Origin of the sequence: Proteus vulgaris (assembly GCF_033708015.1) — a bacterium.
GTDB lineage: Bacteria > Pseudomonadota > Gammaproteobacteria > Enterobacterales > Enterobacteriaceae > Proteus.
In genome coordinates this window covers 1,077,194-1,098,231 of sequence record NZ_CP137920.1, presented here as the reverse complement: position 1 = coordinate 1,098,231, position 21,038 = coordinate 1,077,194, and the positions used below count along the sequence as shown (strand labels likewise).

At 37.3% G+C, this 21,038-nt stretch carries 20 protein-coding genes; 17 read left to right on the top strand and 3 right to left on the bottom strand.

Annotation, left to right across the window (positions count from 1 at the left end):
* Window position 1: 1 nt before the first annotated feature.
* From ybeD to crcB, 4 genes are all read left to right on the top strand, one after another.
* A complete protein-coding gene (gene ybeD, locus SB028_RS05125; RefSeq protein ID WP_036912266.1) occupies window positions 2–265 on the top strand; it encodes a DUF493 family protein YbeD in 264 nt (87 codons plus the stop codon).
* 160 nt (window positions 266–425) lie between these two features.
* Complete coding sequence (lipB, locus tag SB028_RS05120; protein WP_069370045.1) at window positions 426–1,070, top strand: lipoyl(octanoyl) transferase LipB; 645 nt, start codon at window positions 426–428, stop codon at window positions 1,068–1,070.
* A gap of 101 nt (window positions 1,071–1,171) precedes the next feature.
* Window positions 1,172–2,137: a lipoyl synthase gene (lipA, locus tag SB028_RS05115; RefSeq protein WP_069370044.1), complete on the top strand. Its 966-nt coding sequence runs from the start codon at window positions 1,172–1,174 to the stop codon at window positions 2,135–2,137.
* 13 nt (window positions 2,138–2,150) lie between these two features.
* Window positions 2,151–2,525: a fluoride efflux transporter CrcB gene (gene crcB / locus SB028_RS05110; protein WP_023581134.1), complete on the top strand. Its 375-nt coding sequence runs from the start codon at window positions 2,151–2,153 to the stop codon at window positions 2,523–2,525.
* Window positions 2,526–2,662: 137 nt separating this feature from the next.
* Here the strand turns inward: crcB and cspE are convergent, their stop codons facing one another.
* Together cspE and SB028_RS05100 are read right to left on the bottom strand one after the other, a co-directional pair.
* A complete protein-coding gene (cspE, locus tag SB028_RS05105; RefSeq protein WP_069370043.1) occupies window positions 2,663–2,872 on the bottom strand; it encodes a transcription antiterminator/RNA stability regulator CspE in 210 nt (69 codons plus the stop codon).
* Window positions 2,873–3,069: 197 nt separating this feature from the next.
* Window positions 3,070–3,543, bottom strand: coding sequence for a methylated-DNA--[protein]-cysteine S-methyltransferase (locus tag SB028_RS05100; protein ID WP_069370042.1), 474 nt, complete (start codon window positions 3,541–3,543; stop codon window positions 3,070–3,072).
* Between the two features lie 282 nt (window positions 3,544–3,825).
* Here SB028_RS05100 and nrdH point away from each other — a divergent pair, with 282 nt between their 5' ends.
* From nrdH to SB028_RS05060, 8 genes are all read left to right on the top strand, one after another.
* Complete coding sequence (gene nrdH, locus SB028_RS05095; protein ID WP_069370041.1) at window positions 3,826–4,050, top strand: glutaredoxin-like protein NrdH; 225 nt, start codon at window positions 3,826–3,828, stop codon at window positions 4,048–4,050.
* A 10-nt stretch (window positions 4,051–4,060) separates the two neighbouring features.
* Window positions 4,061–4,480, top strand: coding sequence for a class Ib ribonucleoside-diphosphate reductase assembly flavoprotein NrdI (gene nrdI, locus SB028_RS05090; RefSeq protein WP_069370040.1), 420 nt, complete (start codon window positions 4,061–4,063; stop codon window positions 4,478–4,480).
* A gap of 5 nt (window positions 4,481–4,485) precedes the next feature.
* Complete coding sequence (nrdE, locus tag SB028_RS05085) at window positions 4,486–6,612, top strand: class 1b ribonucleoside-diphosphate reductase subunit alpha (RefSeq protein WP_069370039.1); 2,127 nt, start codon at window positions 4,486–4,488, stop codon at window positions 6,610–6,612.
* Between the two features lie 24 nt (window positions 6,613–6,636).
* Entirely contained in the window at window positions 6,637–7,605 is a 969-nt protein-coding gene (gene nrdF, locus SB028_RS05080; protein ID WP_069370038.1) for a class 1b ribonucleoside-diphosphate reductase subunit beta, read from the top strand.
* A 622-nt stretch (window positions 7,606–8,227) separates the two neighbouring features.
* Entirely contained in the window at window positions 8,228–9,427 is a 1,200-nt protein-coding gene (gene proV / locus SB028_RS05075; RefSeq protein ID WP_069370037.1) for a glycine betaine/L-proline ABC transporter ATP-binding protein ProV, read from the top strand.
* Entirely contained in the window at window positions 9,420–10,619 is a 1,200-nt protein-coding gene (proW, locus tag SB028_RS05070; RefSeq protein ID WP_069370036.1) for a glycine betaine/L-proline ABC transporter permease ProW, read from the top strand. Before proV ends, proW begins: the two co-directional genes overlap by 8 nt.
* A gap of 119 nt (window positions 10,620–10,738) precedes the next feature.
* Entirely contained in the window at window positions 10,739–11,734 is a 996-nt protein-coding gene (gene proX / locus SB028_RS05065; protein WP_069370035.1) for a glycine betaine/L-proline ABC transporter substrate-binding protein ProX, read from the top strand.
* Window positions 11,735–12,015: 281 nt separating this feature from the next.
* Window positions 12,016–12,366 (top strand): ribonuclease G, encoded by a 351-nt coding sequence (locus SB028_RS05060; RefSeq protein WP_069370034.1) that lies wholly within the window; start codon window positions 12,016–12,018, stop codon window positions 12,364–12,366.
* A gap of 83 nt (window positions 12,367–12,449) precedes the next feature.
* Here SB028_RS05060 and SB028_RS05055 read toward each other — a convergent pair whose 3' ends face one another.
* Entirely contained in the window at window positions 12,450–14,777 is a 2,328-nt protein-coding gene (locus tag SB028_RS05055) for a TonB-dependent hemoglobin/transferrin/lactoferrin family receptor (protein WP_286139157.1), read from the bottom strand.
* A gap of 550 nt (window positions 14,778–15,327) precedes the next feature.
* Between SB028_RS05055 and SB028_RS05050 the strand changes: the two genes are divergently transcribed.
* The 5 genes from SB028_RS05050 to SB028_RS05030 all read left to right on the top strand — a co-directional run bounded on the left by SB028_RS05050 (window position 15,328) and on the right by SB028_RS05030 (window position 20,958).
* Window positions 15,328–15,963 carry a CDP-alcohol phosphatidyltransferase family protein gene (locus SB028_RS05050; RefSeq protein WP_069730315.1) on the top strand — a complete coding sequence of 212 codons (636 nt, stop codon included), beginning with the start codon at window positions 15,328–15,330 and terminating at the stop codon, window positions 15,961–15,963.
* Window positions 15,960–17,729 carry a bifunctional alpha/beta hydrolase/class I SAM-dependent methyltransferase gene (locus SB028_RS05045; protein WP_069370033.1) on the top strand — a complete coding sequence of 590 codons (1,770 nt, stop codon included), beginning with the start codon at window positions 15,960–15,962 and terminating at the stop codon, window positions 17,727–17,729. The genes SB028_RS05050 and SB028_RS05045 overlap by 4 nt, the downstream gene beginning before the upstream one ends.
* Window positions 17,730–17,833: 104 nt before the next feature.
* A complete protein-coding gene (locus SB028_RS05040) occupies window positions 17,834–19,165 on the top strand; it encodes a phosphatase PAP2/dual specificity phosphatase family protein (RefSeq protein WP_069370032.1) in 1,332 nt (443 codons plus the stop codon).
* A gap of 10 nt (window positions 19,166–19,175) precedes the next feature.
* Complete coding sequence (locus tag SB028_RS05035; RefSeq protein ID WP_069370031.1) at window positions 19,176–19,583, top strand: hypothetical protein; 408 nt, start codon at window positions 19,176–19,178, stop codon at window positions 19,581–19,583.
* A gap of 166 nt (window positions 19,584–19,749) precedes the next feature.
* The gene (locus SB028_RS05030) at window positions 19,750–20,958 is read left to right on the top strand and encodes an MFS transporter (protein WP_069370030.1); all 1,209 of its coding nucleotides are present in this window, start codon (window positions 19,750–19,752) and stop codon (window positions 20,956–20,958) included.
* The last annotated feature ends 80 nt before the right edge of the window (window positions 20,959–21,038 follow it).

Genomic DNA, 21,038 nt, shown 5'->3' with positions numbered 1-21,038 from the left:
GATGAAAACAAAATTAAACGAGCTGTTAGAGTTCCCATGTTCTTTCACTTATAAAGTGATGGGTCATGCAAAACCAGAATTGGTGGACCAAGTCGTTGAAGTCATTCAACGCCATGCACCGGGTGATTATACACCTTCAGTGAAACCAAGTAGTAAAGGTAATTATCACTCTGTTTCCATTACCATCAACGCAACGCATATCGATCAAGTAGAAACATTATATAAAGAATTAGGTGAGCTTGAACTAGTACGTATGGTTCTCTAATCGTTTCTTCTAATCGATAACTTTTTAAAAGCGCCTTTCATTAAGGCGCTTTTTCTTATTCTGTATCTCCTTATTTTTAATCCTACCTCGGAAAAAAAACATCTCAATCTGGTAGTTCATTTACTGGAGCGTTATACTGCTCTTCACAATTACGCTACAAATGAAGATTTTCACGGTGCAAGACAAGACAATCATTATTCGCCAATTAGGTGTGAAACCCTATTTACCGGTTTCTGATTCTATGCATCAGTTTACGGAAAAAAGGGAAAGTCACACACCGGATGAAATATGGCTCGTTCAACACGAACAGGTTTTTACCCAAGGCCAAGCAGGAAAAGCAGAGCACTTATTAAATACGGGAACTATCCCTGTTATTCAATCTGATCGTGGTGGTCAAGTGACTTATCATGGCCCTGGTCAACAAGTGATGTATGTTTTAATTGATTTAAAACGCAATCATATAGGTGTTCGTCAATTAGTCACCGCTCTTGAAAACACCGTTATTGATACGTTGGCAGAGTTTAATGTAGAAGCTTATGCTCGCGCTGATGCGCCTGGCGTTTATGTAAAGGGTGATAAAATTTGCTCTTTAGGATTACGTATTCGTAAAGGCTGTTCTTTTCATGGACTTGCGCTCAATATCGATATGGATTTATCCCCTTTTTCACGAATAAATCCTTGTGGTTATTCTGATCTAAAAATGACGCAATTAATTGATTTTGCACCTAATACGACAACGACACAGGTAGCACCGTTATTAGTTAAGCATTTTTGTACACAACTAGGATTTCAACCACAGCAATAAAAATGCTATAATTTTTTTAACATTTGTCATATTTTTTTAAAACCCTGATTACCTCAGTCACATCGTGTTAATCACTCTAGATAACTGGAACTGGCACAATTATGAGTAAACCTATTCAGATGGAACGCGGAGTTAAATATCGCGACGCCGATAAAATGGCACTTATTCCTGTTAAAACAGTCGCTACAGAACGTGAACAACTGCTACGCAAACCTGATTGGATGAAAATAAAGCTACCCGCTGACTCAAGTAAAATTCAGGGTATCAAAGCAGCAATGCGTAAAAATGGCCTTCATTCTGTTTGTGAAGAAGCCTCTTGCCCTAACCTTGCAGAGTGCTTTAACCATGGAACTGCAACCTTTATGATCTTGGGCGCTATCTGTACACGCCGTTGCCCATTTTGCGATGTTGCTCATGGTCGCCCAAATGCGCCTGACCCACAAGAGCCAGAAAAACTTGCTCAAACGATTAAAGATATGGGGTTACGCTACGTCGTCATTACTTCCGTAGACCGTGATGATTTACGTGATGGCGGTGCTCAGCATTTTGCTGATTGTATTGCGGCTATTCGTGCAAAAAACCCAGCGATCCGTATTGAAACATTAGTTCCAGATTTCCGTGGGCGCATGGATAAAGCACTGGAGATCCTAACGGATACGCCACCCGATGTCTTCAACCATAACCTAGAGAACGTTCCTCGCGTTTATCGTCAAGTACGCCCAGGTGCTAACTATCAATGGTCATTGACATTGTTAGAGCGTTTTAAACAAGCTCACCCTGATATTCCTACTAAATCAGGTTTAATGGTCGGCCTTGGGGAAACCAACGAAGAAATTATTGACGTCATGCGTGATCTGCGTAAACATGGGGTAACGATGCTGACATTAGGGCAATATTTACAGCCAAGTCGTCACCATCTTCCTGTTCAACGCTACGTCAGTCCCGAAGAGTTTGAATATATGAAAGAGCAAGCACTTGCGATGGGCTTTACCCACGCAGCTTGTGGACCATTTGTTCGCTCATCTTATCATGCAGATCTTCAAGCTCAGGGGATTGAGGTTAAATAATAATTTATCTCTCATGCTTAATATTGCAATTGCTGTATTTATAGGTGGTGGTTTAGGTAGCGTATTACGCTGGCTAATTAGCTACCGCCTAAATTCTATTTTTCCTCATTTTGCCACAGGCACCTTTATTGCTAACTGTATTGGTGCTTTTATTATTGCCTTTGGTATCGCATGGTTTAGCAAAGCACCACATATTGATCCCATTTGGAAAATTATGCTAACCACGGGCTTTTGTGGTGGTTTGACAACATTTTCAACTTTTTCTGTCGAAGTTGTCGCACTCTTAACAGAGGGGAAAATAGGATGGGCATTAAGTACGATGGGCGCTAACTTGGCGGGTTCATTTTTAATGACCGCATTTGCATTTTGGTTACTACGAGAGATGTAATACTCGGAATATAACAATTAGTTAAATAACGGGTTTAGCGTTAGATACATAAAAACCCGTTAAAAACGGGCTTTGCGCTAGATATATAAAAACCCGCTTTTATAACGGGTTTTTACTTGTCTCAAAGAAGTCGTTAATTAGATAGCGACAACGTTTGCAGCAGATGGCCCTTTCGCGCCGTCAGTAACTTCAAACTCTACTTTTTGACCTTCAGCAAGGGTTTTAAAGCCTTCTGATGCAATAGCGGAAAAGTGTACAAATACATCTTTGCTGCCATCTTCTGGAGTGATAAAACCAAAACCTTTAGTTTCGTTAAACCACTTAACGTTACCTTTTAATTTAGACATCAAGTTTACCTTTAAAATAGAAAATAAACGCAAGCGTTTTGCGTTGGCTATAGTAAAACAAAAATGATGATTCCCTGTCCACAGTCTAGATCACGAAACTCACATTTTTTTTCTGCCAAATGATTAATATTCAGACAAATCCCATGCCTTAACGCATAGTTTACTTAAGAAACAATACTTAATACTTACAATCTGAACTATTCATCGACGTCTACTTTTTCATATTGAAGTAGCCAACGTTTAATATCTAATCCACCCGTATAGCCGACTAACTTACCGTTATGCCCAATAACTCGATGACAAGGAATAATTAAAGAAATTGGATTACGTGAATTTGCCATTCCTACCGCTCTGCAATAATTGACTGAACCTAATGTAAGTGCCAATTCTTTATAACTCCAAATTTCACCATAAGGAATTGTCTGTAATGTCTTCCAAACACGATTTTGAAATTCAGTTCCTTCCGGCGCTAATGGCACTGAAAACGTCGTGCGTTTACCCGCAAAATACTCTTTTAATTGTTGTATACATTGGTTAATCACTGAGTTTGAATTTACAACAATCTCTTTATCACTCACAAAATAGAGACTCGTGATCCCTTTTTCATTTGCAGTGATAGAGATATAGGGTTTTGGAAAACCTTTAGGTGCATCGAGATAGTCTTGGTACATAATGTTTTCTCTGCTGATTTGTCTTTAGCATCAAGATTAAATCATGCTTGATTGATAAAGCAATCATCTAATTACTCGTATATCTAATAAAAATTGATCAATTGAGCGATCTAAAAATAAAATTTAGGCACTAACTATTTAATTTTAATGATAATCATTATCAAAAATAAAAACCACCATATATTGTGTGGTTGAAAATAAATAACTCTATATATAGTATTCAAGGACTTCTCATTATGGATGTGAAAACAGACGCATCCATATTTTTATAAGGGTTATTTTATGTCTGTTATCCTCTATACCAAACCGAATTGTGTTCAATGCAGTGCCACTGAACGCGCCTTAAAACAGAAAAATATTCCATTTGTTTCTGTTGATCTCACCAAAGATACACAAGCCCTCGCTCACATTGTTTCTATGGGATATCGCCAAGTACCTGTTGTGGTTCATGGTGAACAACATTGGTCGGGTTTCTGCCCTGATAAAATCAGACAGATCACGCTCTAAGGAGCATCTTATGCAAACGGCACCTTTGATCTATTTTTCCAGTCGCTCTGAAAATTGCCATCGTTTTATACAAAAGCTCAATTTAAAGGCAACCAGAATTATTAAAGATGAAACATTGCTTGCAACGCAACCTTTTGTGTTGCTTTGCCCAACTTATGGCGGCGGAAGTGCTAAAGGTGCAGTACCTAAAGCGGTTATTCAGTTTTTAAATATTCCTGAAAACCGCCGATTAATACGCGGCGTCATCGCTTCTGGGAATACTAACTTTGGTACAGCTTATGGATTAGCCGGCGATATTATCGCACAAAAATGTCAAATCCCTTTTTTGTATCGATTTGAATTATTAGGTACACCAGAAGATGTAAACCGCGTCAAAACAGGTTTAAGTACATTTTGGTCAAATCTTACTGATCAATGCGTCACGAGATAATTAACATGACACAATCAACAGAACAACTGGATTACCATGCATTAAATGCCATGCTAAATCTCTATGATGAGCAAGGCAATATTCAGTTTGATAAAGACAAATTAGCGACACATCATTTTTTTCGTCAGCATGTCAATCAAAACACCGTATTTTTTCATGATCTAAGAGAAAAATTAGAGTTCCTAGTTCAACAACACTATTACGAAGCTCAGGTATTAGAGCAGTATGAATTTACCTTTATCAAACAACTATTCAAACATGCTTATAGCAAAAAGTTTCGCTTTCAATCTTTTCTTGGCGCTTTTAAATACTACACCAGTTACACCTTAAAAACGTTTGATGGAGAGCGCTACCTTGAACGCTATGAAGATCGTGTTTGTATGGTAGCTCTCACGCTTGCACAAGGCGATACGGATCTTGCTATTCATCTTGTTGATGAAATCATCAGTGGTCGTTTTCAACCTGCAACACCGACTTTTTTAAATTGTGGGAAACAACAACGCGGTGAATTAGTTTCCTGCTTTCTACTGCGTATAGAAGATAATATGGAGTCTATCGGCCGATCGGTAAATTCCGCATTACAACTTTCTAAACGTGGCGGTGGCGTGGCATTTTTGCTCACTAATTTACGTGAAGCAGGCGCCCCTATTAAACGTATAGAGAATCAATCTTCTGGCGTTGTTCCTGTTATGAAAATGCTTGAAGATGCTTTTTCCTATGCTAATCAATTAGGTGCGAGACAAGGGGCTGGCGCTGTTTATCTTCATGCTCATCATCCAGATATTTACCATTTTCTTGATACAAAAAGAGAAAATGCGGATGAAAAAGTTCGAATTAAAACGCTCTCTTTAGGCGTTGTTATCCCTGATATTACTTTTGAATTAGCGAAACGCAATGAAGATATGTATCTCTTCTCACCTTATGATGTAGAGCGTGTTTATGGCATCCCTATGTCAGAGATCAGTATTAGTGAAAAATACAATGAAATGGTGAATAACGCGCAAATTCGCAAAAAGAAAATTAAAGCGAGAGCATTTTTTCAAACGCTTGCCGAGATTCAATTTGAATCTGGCTATCCTTATATTATGTTTGAAGATGCCGTCAATCGCGCTAATCCTATCGCCGGTAGAATTAATATGAGCAATCTTTGCTCTGAAATTTTACAAGTAAACAGCGCAAGTGAATATCACCCTGATTTAAGTTATCGCCATATTGGTCATGACATCAGTTGTAATTTAGGTTCTATGAATATTGCTATGGCAATGGATTCACCTAATTTTGCACATACCGTCAGTACTGCAATTAGAGCATTAAGTAATGTCTCTGAAATGACAAAAATTGAGTCTGTTCCTTCTATTGAAAAAGGTAATCTCGCGTCTCATGCCATTGGTTTAGGACAAATGAATTTACATGGCTACTTAGCTCGTGAAAGGATTTATTACGGATCAGAAGAAGCATTAGATTTTACTAATATCTATTTTTATACCGTCACTTACTATGCGTTATTAGCATCTAATCAATTAGCTATTGAAAAGAAACAGCACTTTAAAGGCTTTGAAAATTCAAAATATGCAACAGGTGAATATTTTAATAAATATGTATCACAACAGTGGTTGCCTAAAACTCAAAAAGTCCACCAGCTATTCAGTCAATCTAATGTTCATATTCCAACCCAAGAAGATTGGCAGACGCTTAAACAATCTATTATGACTCATGGGATCTATAACCAAAACTTACAAGCAATACCACCGACAGGATCTATTTCCTATATAAACCACTCTACATCAAGCATTCATCCTATTGCTGCGCCCATAGAAATTAGAAAAGAAGGTAAGATTGGGCGGGTTTATTACCCTGCTCCTTTTATGACTAATGAAAATCGTCAATATTATCAAGATGCCTATGAAATAGGGGCAGAAAAAATCATCGATACCTATGCTGAGGCTTCTCAACATATCGACCAAGGCTTATCGCTCACATTATTCTTTTCTGATGAAGCAACCACCCGAGATATTAACAAAGCACAAATATATGCATGGCGTAAAGGTATTAAAACCTTGTATTACATTCGTATCCGACAATCTGCATTAGCAGGCACTGAAATCAAAGGCTGTGTTTCGTGTGCACTTTAATAATAACAATAAGGAGAACATAACATGCCATCATCTTTATTAAGCCACGTTAATGCGATTAATTGGAATCGTATTGAAGATGAAAAAGATTTAGAAGTTTGGAATCGCTTAACTATGAATTTTTGGTTGCCTGAAAAAATTCCACTCTCTAATGACATTCCTTCGTGGAATACGCTGACCCAAGCTGAGAAACAACTGACGATCCGTGTTTTTACAGGGCTAACTTTGCTTGATACGATCCAAAACACCGTAGGCGCACCGACTTTAATGCCTGATGCACTCACACCTCATGAAGAGGCCGTGTTATCTAATATCTGTTTTATGGAAGCCGTTCACGCACGCTCTTACAGCTCGATATTTTCCACACTCTGCTTAACAACCGATGTCGATGAAGCATACCGTTGGAGTGAAGAAAACCCTTATTTACAAAAGAAAGCAGAAATTATTTTGCGTTATTATCAAGATAATGATCCTTTAAAGAAAAAAATTGCCAGCGTCTTTTTAGAATCCTTTTTATTTTATTCAGGATTCTATTTACCGATGTATTGGTCAAGCCGAGGGAAATTAACCAATACAGCTGATTTAATTCGTCTTATTATTAGAGATGAAGCTGTTCATGGTTATTATATTGGCTATAAATTTCAAAATCAGTTATTAAATAAATCCGAATTAGAGAAACAAGATATTAAAGATTTTGCTTTCTCATTATTATTAGATTTATATGACAATGAAGTGAAATATACCGAAGATCTTTACGATACTGTTGGTTGGACAGAGGATGTCAAAAAATTTCTTCATTATAATGCCAATAAAGCATTAATGAATTTAGGATATGAAGCCTTATTTCCGGATGAAATAACCGATGTAAGTCCTGCCATTATTTCTTCATTATCACCAGATGCAAATGAAAATCACGATTTCTTTTCTGGTTCAGGCTCATCTTATGTTATTGGAAAAACGATTAACACTGAAGATGATGATTGGGATTTTTAAAATTTATTCCTCTCGTTAAAATTAAGAAAAACAACATAATACATTCAATTTAATTATGTATCACACCTAAACTATAATACACTGAAAAATATAGATTATTTTTTGGTGTATTTTTATTTGTTCACTAAACAACCTAATTAGATGATTTTTGTTGTTCAATGTTGTCAAAATATCAATTTTTTTCGAATGATTTTAGCTTACATCACGTAGATAAACCTTATCACAAGGCAAAAAACATTAACAAAACTAATAAATATTGATTTTTTTCATTTAATTTTTCTCTCTTTTTCTTCTCTATTCCGAGATTAAGTCTTCATTTTTATTGAGATCCTAATCAAAATCACAACTTCTCTAAAACCAAAGTTATTTCAGTTAGTTAGCAATATAAATATCTTTTTTAAAATTTTATTTATTTCACTTTATTTAATTATTAATCATATTAAAAACAAAGAAAATATAGCCAAATTATTTAATTAATTATAATTAACATAGGGTTGTCAGGCTCAATCATTGTGGTAGGGTATTTCTCTTACTAAAATCTTATTCTAGGAAAAACAACAACACTTATTAATTAATATTTAAATTATTCCTTTCAATATTTAAATAGGAAACTCTATATTTCATGGCAATTAAACTTGAAGTAAAAAATCTCTACAAGGTTTTTGGCGAGCACCCTAAACGCGCTTTTGAATTATTAGAGTCTGGTATGAATAAAGATCAGATTTTTGATAAAACAGGGCTTACGGTAGGCGTTCAAAATGCAAATCTGGCAATTGAAGAAGGCGAAATATTTGTCATCATGGGATTATCTGGTTCAGGTAAATCCACGCTAGTCCGCCTTCTCAATCGTCTGATCTCTCCAACAAAAGGAGAGGTGCTTATTGATGGTGAAAATATTGCCACCATGTCGGATAAAGAATTACGACAAGTACGCCGTAAAAAAATCAGTATGGTGTTTCAGTCATTTGCATTGATGCCTCATATGAACGTACTTGATAACACCGCATTTGGAATGGATCTCGCTGGATTAAGTAAAGACGAGCGTTATAAAAAAGCGATGGATGCCTTAGAGCAAGTCAACTTGGGGAGTTACGCAAACTCTTGGCCAGATGAACTTTCTGGGGGGATGCGTCAACGTATTGGCCTTGCGCGCGCGCTTGCCAATGATCCCGATATTTTGTTAATGGATGAAGCCTTTTCAGCACTTGACCCATTAATTCGAACAGAAATGCAAGATGAGCTATTAAGCTTACAAGGTGATAAACAACGCACCATTGTGTTTATCTCTCATGACCTCGATGAGGCTATGCGTATTGGTGACCGAATAGCCATTATGCAAGGTGGTGTGGTTGTTCAAACAGGCACACCAGATGAAATACTTAACAATCCAGCAAATGATTATGTGCGTACGTTTTTCCGTGGTGTTGATATTAGCCACGTATTTAGTGCAAAAGATATTGCCAAACGTCGCCCTGAAACCTTACTGCATATTGCGCCCGGTTTTGGTCCTCGTTCTGCCTTGAAAGTACTCGAAGATGAAGATAGAAATTTTGGCTACCTCATTGAACGAGGAAGAAAATTTATTGGTATCGTTTCCGTTACCTCTCTTGAAGAAGCGCTCAAAAATAAACAACCTATTGAATCAGCAATTTTATCTGAGCCTTGTGCCATTAATGGTGATACCCCATTAAACGAGCTGATTTCAACTGTTGCACAATCTCCCTGTGCCATTCCTGTTATTGATGAAAAAAACCGTTATATCGGCTTAATTTCTAAAGGAATGTTACTACAAGCACTGGATAAGGAGACGCCAAATGAGTAATACAACAGATCAAAATACCGTTTTGGATACAAATATCCAAGAAACCACAACAAGTGAGACAACACAAGAAACAACCAATAACGTAAATGACGATCCTTGGGCAACAACAGATGCTAGCACAACAGAAAGTGATCCTTGGAGTAGCACTGACAGTTCATCAACAGACGCTGATCCATGGGGTACTAGCAGTGGTACTGAAAATATCGATACCTCATCTGCTGGCAGCGATTGGTTAGATGCTGCACCAACAGATGTCGCTCCCGACTCTTTCAATCTAATGGATCCGTTTCACAACACACTGATCCCTTTAGATTCTTGGGTTACTGATGCAATTGACTGGATTGTGCTGCACTTTCGTCCTGTTTTCCAAGGTATTCGTGTGCCCGTTGATTTGGTCTTAAGTGGTTTTGAAAATTTCTTAACCTCAATGCCAGCACCTATTGCCATTATTCTATTTTCTCTAATTGCATGGCAACTTTCAGGTAAAGCGATGGGTGTCGCTTCTTTTATCTCATTAATATTAATTGGTGCGATTGGTGCTTGGTCTGAAGCCATGGTGACTCTTGCATTGGTACTCACTTCATTACTGTTTTGTCTTATTATCGGGCTTCCCTTAGGAATATGGCTAGCTAACAGCGATAGAGCATCCAACATTGTTCGACCTTTACTGGATGCGATGCAAACAACGCCTGCATTTGTCTACTTAGTGCCGATTGTCATGTTATTTGGTATTGGTAACGTTCCCGGTGTTGTGGTCACCATTATTTTTGCCTTACCCCCCATTGTGAGGTTGACTATTTTAGGGATCAAACAAGTTCCTGAAGATTTAATTGAAGCCGCACAATCATTTGGTGCAAACCCGCGACAAATGCTGTTTAAAGTACAATTGCCACTTGCTATGCCAACTATCATGGCGGGTGTTAATCAAACCTTGATGCTAGCGCTTTCAATGGTTGTTATCGCGTCGATGATCGCCGTTGGTGGATTAGGTCAGATGGTATTACGGGGTATTGGTCGCCTTGACATGGGACTTGCTGCCGTAGGTGGTGCGGGTATTGTTATCCTCGCCATTATCCTTGACCGATTAACTCAATCGTTAGGTCAAAACAGTCGCCATAAAGGTAACCGATGCTGGTATATGACAGGTCCGATTGGCTTAATTTATCGACTCTTTGGCAAAAAAATATCGTAATACCTATTTTTACTCTTAATCAAAATTAATAAAAACATTACGTTCAATCAATATAAGAAATAAAGGCGACAGTTCGCTGTCGCGACTTATCTCTTACCATCACAACAGAAGGAAAAACTATGCGTAATCCAGTTATCTGGGCAACCGTATTGTCCGCCACACTGATAAGCACTCAGTTATCCGCTGCTGATTTACCTGGAAAAGGGGTTTCGGTTCAACCTGTGCAAAGTACGATTTCTGAAGAAACCTTTCAAACTTTGATCGTTAATAAAGCACTAGAACAATTAGGTTACACTGTTCAGCCAATCAAAGAAGTTGACTATAATGTCGCTTATTCTTCTATCGCCAATGGTGATGCCACCTTTATGGCGGTCAGTTGGGTGCCTCTTCATAATTCACAATATGCCGCTGCGGGAGGTGATAATACCTTTTATCGTAAAGGGGACTATGTCGTTAATGCCGCTCAAGGTTATTTAATAGACAAGAAAACAGCCGAAAAATATAACATTACAAATATTGAGCAATTAAAAGATCCTAAAATTGCTAAATTATTTGATGCCAATGGTGATGGCAAAGCCGATTTAACAGGGTGTAATCCAGGATGGGGTTGTGAAGAAGCTATCAACAATCACTTAAAAGCCTATGGATTAGAAAAATCGGTCACACATAACCAAGGTAATTACGCGGCAATGATGGCTGATACCATTACACGTTACAAAGAAGGTAAACCCATTTTTTATTACACATGGACACCTTACTGGATCAGTGATGTATTAAAACCGGGTAAAGATGTTGTTTGGTTACAAGTGCCTTTCTCTTCATTACCGGGTGATGATAAAACCGATACCACATTAGCAAATGGTAAAAACTATGGCTTCCCGCCCAGTACCATGCATATTGCAGCAAATAAAAAATGGGCTGAAGAAAATCCCGCTGCGGCTAAACTCTTTGAAGTCATGAAAGTGTCTGTTGCTGATATTAATGCGCAAAACTTACGTATGCATAATGGTCAAAAGTCACAGGCAGATATAGAACGTCATGCTAATGCTTGGATCAAAGCACATCAAAAAACCTTTGATGGTTGGATTGAACAAGCCCAAGCAGCTGCAAAGTAATCGATAAATAATCTTAAATTAAGATTATCACAAAACAGGTCACACTATTGTGGCCTGTTTTTATTTATAACCAACCAATTACATGTAATTAAATAAAATGAATTTATATAAAAATGAAAAGATCTTAATACTATTTTATTATTAAGATTATTCTTTTTATTAATGGCAAAGATATCCTCGTCTTTCATTCTCTCATTCCTTCAATTATGATTACCTTTTTCTCCAGTTGCCATATTGGCATTCTCATTTTTATATTTATTATTTTAGATAAGGAATAAACTGTGTCTTATACTAACAAACCTGTGCCTGAAGAAATTAAACGTTGGAACTGGGGGGCTTTCATGTTTAATATTATTTGGGGCTTTGGTAATAAATCCTATCTTCCATTATTAGCGCTGGTTCCTTTACTTAATCTTATTTGGATTTTTGTCTGTGGTATTAAAGGGAATGAATGGGCATGGAAAAATGGTGATTATGATTCTGTTGAAACCTTTATGAAAGTGCAGGAAACATGGAATAGAGCAGGCTTTGTTTACTTTATTATCAGTATCATTATGGCCGTTATTTTCTTTATTTTCTTCTTCACGACTATGATGGCAATGATTGCAACGTCTGCATCACAAGGTTATTAATCCAATATATTGAGTATTCGACTCTCAATGACAATAAACCCCATAATATCTATGGGGTTTATCTGTTATTATTTTCAGTAATATTAGAAACGTTTTACCACAGTAAATCGATAATCACGTCCGACACCTGAAACAGATTCACCTAAATAAGGGTAATAATCACGGTTAAATAAATTCGAAACCGTAAAACGAACTTCAGTATTATCGATAAAAGAAGGTTCCCAATTTGCAAATAAGCCGTGGATTGCATAACCTTTACTTTTTGGTAATGACCAGTAGCCCGCATCAGGATCAGCATCCATTGGTGAACGGCGTTGAGCACCAATAAAATCTCCCGTCCACCCCATATTGACATGAATACTTGGTACTTTTACGCCAAGAGTGGCATGTAGCGCATCAGGCTGGATCTCCGCAATCCATGTTTTTTGACCAAACCACGGATCACGCGGTGATTGATCACGTTTTCCTTTCATTGTTGAATACGCTAACCGACCGAATACATTAGAGCTATTATAAAAAGCTTCAATTTCCAATCCTTGAATATGGTAGCCTGGTAAATTACGGTAATTACCTATTGAAGGCGGGCAATTTCCATTATGTCCATCCACCTTTTGGCTTTCACAATAAACACCACGTCGACGGAAGATTTCGTCTTTACCTCGAGTATCAAACAGGGTTGTTCTTAACTGCAGTTGGTCTTCTTGTTGAATAACATTTTCAAAATCGACAATGGCACCAATTCGTGCCGCTCTTACCGTTTCTTTCTCTAGATGACGACTAGTGCCCGTTAAACTAGAAATACTTCCTTGGACTTCATACTGTTCATCAATCAATGGCGCTCGCCATGTGTAAGTTAGATCACCAAAGAATCGGAAGTTTTGGTTCATTTTCCATAATAAACCTAGATGAGGTGTTGCCCCACGATAAGTCACATCCGAATAATCATGACCATAATAGGGATCAGGATCTTGGTAGGTAATCGCTCGACTTCCCTTACCTTGGTTTTTAACAATATCATAGCGAATACCCGGTGTTATCGTCAGGTTTCTATAACTCATTGAATCTTGAAAATAGAAACTGGTGGTTGTTTGCGTACCTTCTGGCATATAAGGCGGCGCATAATATCCATAGTTATAATTTGGATTTTTAGCTTTATCGCGAGTAAACATTAAGACATCGCGATCATTACGATGCCAGCGTGTTCCCATTAATACCTTATGTTCTAAAGCGCCTTGCATAATCGTGCTTTCATTTTTAATTTCAATTTGATGATTTCGATAATTTACCCAACTTTGATTTCCCATACTGCCACTAAAATAGGAACTTGCCGTCTCTGGGCGACTATCGTTTTGTTTCGTTTTTGAATAACCGTAGGTAAGCGTTAAATTAATTAAATCAGAATCAACGGGCTGAATATTCCATTTCACACTAAAAGTGTCATCTTTTTGATCACGATAGACTAATTTTCGTTTCATCGCCGCATCAAAACCATATTTATCCACTTCAGCTTGACTAGGTTTAGCTAATTCATCACGTTTCGCCGCCCAAGGCGTCCAACCATCAATTTCTGAGCGTGATGCTGATAACGTGATTATTTGTGCTTCAGTTAAATAGATATTCGTTTTAATTAAAAAAGAATCTTGGTCTGACTGTGAATAGCCAAATTTAGTTCCATCAGGACGCCGAAGATCATCACTTTCACGGCGGTTAAAATAGAATAATCCATCGGCTTGTCCATTAAGTAATTTACCATATATCGCACCACTATAACGATTCTGTCTATCGTTGGTATGGTGACCATATTTTAAAAACATCCCAATATTCTGATCGGGTAACAATAAGTCATCAGGATCTTTGGTTTCAATTCTCACCGAACCACCAAATCCACCATTTCCTTGAGTAATATTATGAGGTCCTTTATCAACATCAATACGGCGTATTAATTCAGGATCAATAAAAATTGAACCTTGGCGATATTTTTCAAAAGTTTTCGGCGTGCCATCAAGGGTGATTTTAATATCTTCAGGATTACCCATTCCCCAGATATTTAATGTTTGACCGCCAGGTCTTGGTGAACCTGATGAGGAAATTCCGGGTAATTTATCCACTAGCTCTGCAATATTATTAGGTTGAATTCTGTCGATATCTTTTAATGTCAAGACCGTACTTCCTGCATCAACACTTGAATTGAGCTCACCTGATACATAGATAGGTTCAATAATAATCTTTTCGCGTGATGTCGGTTGTACAGAATTCTCCAATTCTGTGGATGTCGTGATTTCTGTCTTTGCATTTTCAGCTGCATAGCTACTTAATGAAGTGAGTGAAGTCAATAATAATGTCATCGCTGATGATGAAAACATCCTCATTCCCTGACGATAAGCATCATTTTTTGCTAAGAAATGGATCATAATAGTAGTATCTTTTTGTATGGTTATTAGTTTGATAGATGATTAGAGCTATAATTAACATTGTTAATTATGATAATGATAATAATTATCATTATCTAGTTTTTTTGCGCTTATCACTCAATACAGATAACTACGCTATTGATACCTTATTGTTAGATTTAAATATTATATAAAATAATATTTTCAATAAATTAAACTAATTTCATTGATTATTATAAGGTATTTAATATCCCTTATTTCCATTTCTATTATTTAATTATCTAATTATAATTACGTAAATATTTCTAAATAAAAATTAATCATTCTTAAAATAAAAAAGAGTAAAAATGACACGGAACAGTCTGATAATGATAATTTTGCGTATCTTAGTTTTACTTTATTTGGAGGCTAACTAATTATTAACTCAAGTAAATTTTAGAGATGAATACTCTGTTTGAAGCCAAAATAAATTAAATCATTAAAATAAAGATATTCAATAAGATAAAAATCAGCTAATAATAAAATAATAATTTTGAGGTAATATACGCACTTTTGAACACAAGGATGCGTCATGACAATTTATGACCTAAAACCCAAATTTCAATCTCTATTGCGCCCTTATGTTGAACGGTTATTCACAAAAGGGATCACAGCAAATCAGATCACACTTTCTGCCTTACTGTTATCCCTTGCCGTTGGTGGGTTGCTTTTGCTGTCCCCTTCTCCTCGTTTATTTTTATTACTCCCTTTTGTCCTTTTTTTTCGTATGGCGCTTAATGCCATAGATGGCATGCTTGCACGAGAACATAATCAAAAAAGTGCACTTGGGGCGATATTAAACGAAGCCAGTGATGTTATTTCAGACATTGCCCTCTATCTCCCTTTTGCTTTTATTTTTCCACAGGCCTACTGGTGGATTATGCTGGCACTTTTTTTAATGATAATGACCGAGTTTTTAGGCGTTCTTGCCCAAACTATTCATGCTTCTCGTCGTTATGATGGACCGATGGGAAAAAGTGATAGAGCTTTTACTTTCGGTGCTATCGCGTTTTTTATCGGATTATTCCCCTCGCTGACATTATCAGAAAACACGCATTATCTTTTTATTATTATTAATTTACTACTTTTGTTGACTTGTTATCACCGAATTCATCGCGCATTAAAAGAAGCCACGATGACAGATAAAGATAAGGATACATCGTTATGAATCAACAACCGCAATATCACACTCAAAGGAATATGATTGAGTCTGAATTTACCACCAGCGATAAGACACCACTGTATTATCGCCATTGGCCTGCTCAAATTACCACTGAGCCCAAAGCAATTATTTTATTTCACCGAGGCCATGAACACTCAGGACGTGTTTCTCATCTAGTTGATGAGTTAGACCTTCCTGATTTTTCAATGTTTGCTTGGGATGCTCGTGGACATGGTAAAAATGAAGGCGCTCGCGGTTATAGCCCATCAATGGGAACATCAATAAAAGATATAGACGAATTCGTTCATTACATTTCATCTAACTATCATATTCCAATGGGGAATATTCTAGTCGTTGGTCAAAGTGTCGGTGCTGTTTTAGTTACTGGTTGGGTACACGATTACGCCCCAAAAATTCGGGGAATGGTGCTCGCTTCCCCTGCATTTAAAGTAAAATTATATGTTCCTTTTGCACGTACTGGTCTTGCCTTAATGCAAAAAGTTCGCGGCCTTTTTTACGTCAATTCGTATGTGAAAGCCAAATATTTAACCCATGACCAAAGCCGTATCAACTCTTTTAATCAAGACTCACTGATCACTCGCCCTATTGCCGTCAATATTTTATTAGAACTTTATAAAACGGCAGATCGTGTTGTTGAAGATGCAAGTGCGATTACCTTACCAACACAGTTATTTATTTCAGGCAATGATCATGTAGTTCACGCCAAGCCCCAACATCTTTTCTATGAACGTTTAAATACCCCTATCAAAGAAAAGCATGTCTTACCCGGTTTTTACCACGATACTTTAGGTGAGAAAGACAGAGTTATTCCTATCAATAAAATGCGTAGTTTTATTGAAACCTTATTTGCACAACCACTTTATCAGCATGATTATCAACATGAAGATACGTGGAGCCATAGTGCTGATGTTTACCGCGCATTACAGACTCCCCTTCCTAAATATTGTCCCAAAAGACTTTATTATAAAGTACTTAGCCATTCTATGAGCACATTAGGTAAAGCGTCTGAAGGTGTTGCTCTGGGATACGATAAAGGTTTTGATTCTGGATCAACACTAGATTATGTCTACCGAAATCAACCCCAAGGGAAAGGATTGTTTGGTCGTGTTATTGATAGGCAGTATTTAAATAGCATTGGTTGGCAAGGTATTCGCCAACGTAAAATCAATATTGAAAATACGATCCGCTACGCAATTCGCCAATTAATACACAATAATATGCCTGTGCATATTATGGATATCGCAGCAGGACAAGGACGCTATCTTTTTGATGCGGTTAATGATTATGGTAAGGTCGATTCTATTTTAATGCGCGATTATAGTGCCATTAATGTCGATCAAGGCAGGATAGCGATTAAAGAGCGTCACTTAGAAGATAAAGTGCGCTTTGAAGAAGGTAACGCGTTTGATGCCGAAAGCTTGAGTGCTGTTTCGCCACCACCAACGTTAGGTATTGTCAGTGGACTCTATGAATTATTCCCTGAAAATCATCTGCTAAAAGAGTCTTTAAAAGGGCTATCGCAAGCCATCCCTAGTGGTGGTTTATTGATTTATACCTGTCAACCTTGGCACCCTCAACTGGAAATGATTGCGCGTGTATTGCCAAGTCATCAAAATGGGCAGCCTTGGATCATGCGTTGCCGTAGTCAAGGTGAAATGGATGCTTTAGTCAATGAAGCAGGATTTGAAAAGTTAGATCAACAAATTGATCATTGGGGTATTTTTAGTGTATCGATAGCAAGACGTCGCTAACGGAATACACCATCAACAACTGAGCTATCGTTATATGGCAACATATAGCGATAGTTTTAAATCGTTGTAAAAATAGAAACAAAAATACAGAAAGGAATTTTAGTATGGGTGGAACCCAACACACTCAAATAACATCATCGAGAAAAAGTATCTGGCTTGCTGGTATTGCATGGTTGTCTTTTCTTGCCCCATTTTTCTATTTAACTTATATGCAAGTTAATACTTATACTTCCACTTTATCTGATGTTCCTTCTTTTGTTTATTCGTGGGAAAAAGCGATCCCCTTTTTACCTTGGACAATTATTCCTTATTGGAGTGTGAATATTGCCTATGGTATTTCACTGATTATTTGTACAACGCTAAGAGAACAATTTATACATGGGCTACGTTTAATTGTAGCCTCGCTTATTGCTTGTGCGGGTTTTTTATTATTCCCTTTAAAATTTAGTTTTATTCGTCCAACAACTGAAGGCGTCTCTGGTTGGTTATTTACCCAATTAGAAGGTTTTGATTTACCTTATAACCAAGCCCCTTCTTTACACATTATCTTATTGTGGATACTTTGGTTACGTTTTCGCGCACATACGCCTAAATCATGGCAATGGTTTTTAAATTTCTGGTCATTGCTTATTGCAATTTCTGTACTGACAACGTGGCAACACCACTTTATTGATATCATTACAGGCTTTGGTGTTGGCGTGTTTATTTGTTATTTATTACCAATAAACGCCCATTGGAAATGGCATTTTACCGGCAGCAAACGTAGTTTACGTATTGGTAAAAATTATGCGTTATCAGCGATGGTGTTTTATCTGTTATCTTTTGGCTTACAAGGTTTCTTTTGGATCTTTCTTTGGCCTGCAATCACATTAACTTTTGTGACTTTGGGTTATTTAGGGGCTGGCGCTTCTATCTTTCAAAAAAATGAACAGGGTGAAATCCCTCTTTCCGCACAGATAATCCTATTACCTTATCGTTTTTTTGCTTGGTGTACTTATCGCTATTATCTAACTCGTTGCCAAACACCCAGTTTCGTGACTGAAAACATGTTATTAGGTGGGCGCCCCCTCTATAAATTAAAAGCGAACGCAGTCTTTGATTTAACTTGTGAATGGCCAAGAAACAAATTTAGCCGAAATCAGCTTTATTTAGCCCAACCTCAAATCGATTTATTACCATTATCTCCTGATGATATCAGCAAAGCCATGTTGTCTATGGAACGACTCAGCCAAGTAGGTACGGTGTATATTCATTGCAAATTAGGCTATTCGCGCAGTGCCACTATTGCGGTTGCATGGCTAATTTACAATGGTAATGTAGATACTTTAGAAGATGCAATAAAACAGGTGTATCAAGCCCGTCCTCAAGTGATTTTAAATACAGAAACACAAGAGGCATTACAAATTTGGTATTCACGTTTCCAACAAAATAAATAACGAGGCAACGATGTTGACAACAGAAACGAGTGGTAACGTCATTTTATCTTTAACTCAAAGTTGGCGCTATTTACTGCTGTTATCACTATTACCTTATATCAGTACATGGCCTGTGTTTAGTCTTCACTTTCACAATAAATTAGCTTTCTTTGTTGCTTCTCTTTTATTTTTATTTACGCAATATCACCTTTTTCGTTTATGGCTTGATAGCCACTTTTTTCGAGATCTTTATCGCTCTAAAGACGATGTTAGCTTTGATGAAAGTCTCTTGATATTGTTTCCTAAACGCCTTAAAAAACAGACGATGAAAGCCCGCTGGCTAGGTGCTAAACGTCTATTTTCTTTTGCCGTGCTTGGCGTTTCAGTTCAATGGATATGGTGTTTGGCTATGCTATTTTTTGGGCTTTTTAGTTATTAACATGCTGATGCCAATATTTATTAATCATATAAAACAATATGTTATAAGAATATATTCTAAGGGGGTATATCCAATCAATTGAACCTCTCTATCGGAGTAATTCTTTTCTCAAAAAAATGACTCGTGTTACTATCATTTACCTTACAAATGATTTGTTATGAGTATTATGGAAAACACCGCACCACACACATCGCTAAGCAAAGGCCTTATTTTACTTATGGCAGTTGCCACAGGTATGGTTGTTGCCAGTAACTACTATGCACAACCTCTACTTGATTCAATCGCAAACTATTTCCACATATCACCTACTTTGGCTGGATTTATTGTCACTACGGCACAATTAAGTTATGCCCTAGGGTTAATGTTATTAGTGCCTCTTGGCGATATCTTTGAACGTCGCTCACTCATAATTACCATGACATTAATTTCAGCGAGTGGTCTACTAATTACCGCTATGGCATCTAATATTTGGATGATGTTAATCGGAACAGCACTCTCAGGCATGTTCTCTGTTGTGGCTCAAATTCTTGTTCCTTTTGCTGCAACGCTTGCTGCGCCTCATCAACGAGGAAAGGCTGTTGGAACGATTATGAGTGGCCTTTTACTCGGGATCTTACTCGCAAGAACCGCATCTGGGTTAATGGCGTCATTTACTAATTGGCAGGGTATTTTCTGGGTAGCGAGTGTTTTTCTGGCGATTTTAGCTATCACTTTATGGCGCTGTTTACCCACTTATAAAAGTAAAACATATTTAAATTATTTCCAATTGTTAGGGTCTATTTTCAAATTATTTGCAACAACGCCGGTATTAAGAACTCGTTCATTGATTGGCGCACTTATTTTTGCTCACTTTGGTTTATTGTGGACCTCAATGGCCTTTTTATTAGCTTCTGATCCTTTTAATTACTCGGATGCTGTGATCGGTTTATTTGGTCTTGTGGGTGTCGCGGGAGCATTAATGGCGGGTAAGGCAGGTGTATTAGTTGATAAAGGGAAAGGCAAAAAAACCACTACGATAGGATTAATCATTCTCTTTCTTTCTTGGGGGTTTATCATTATTGCACCTCATTATCACTGGGTTGGACTCACCAGCTTTATTATTGGTGTTGTCTTGCTAGACTTAGCTGTTCAGGGTGTTCATGTCACCAATCAGAGTACTATATACCGTATATTGCCTGATGCTAGAAATCGCCTGACTGCTGCTTATATGACAAGCTATTTTATCGGTGGGGCATTAGGATCTTTACTCTCGGGCTATGCTTATCATCAATATGGATGGACAGGTGTTTCTATCGCGGGATTAATCATTGGTGTTATCGGTCTTATTGTGTGGTTTTTAGGTTATAAAAATGATCCAATAATCCATGTCGAATAATTTTCAGACCCAAGGATGGGCTATATTATTCCTTCAATCTCACGCTAATCAGAATAAAATGTAAATGTTTTAACAGCGTG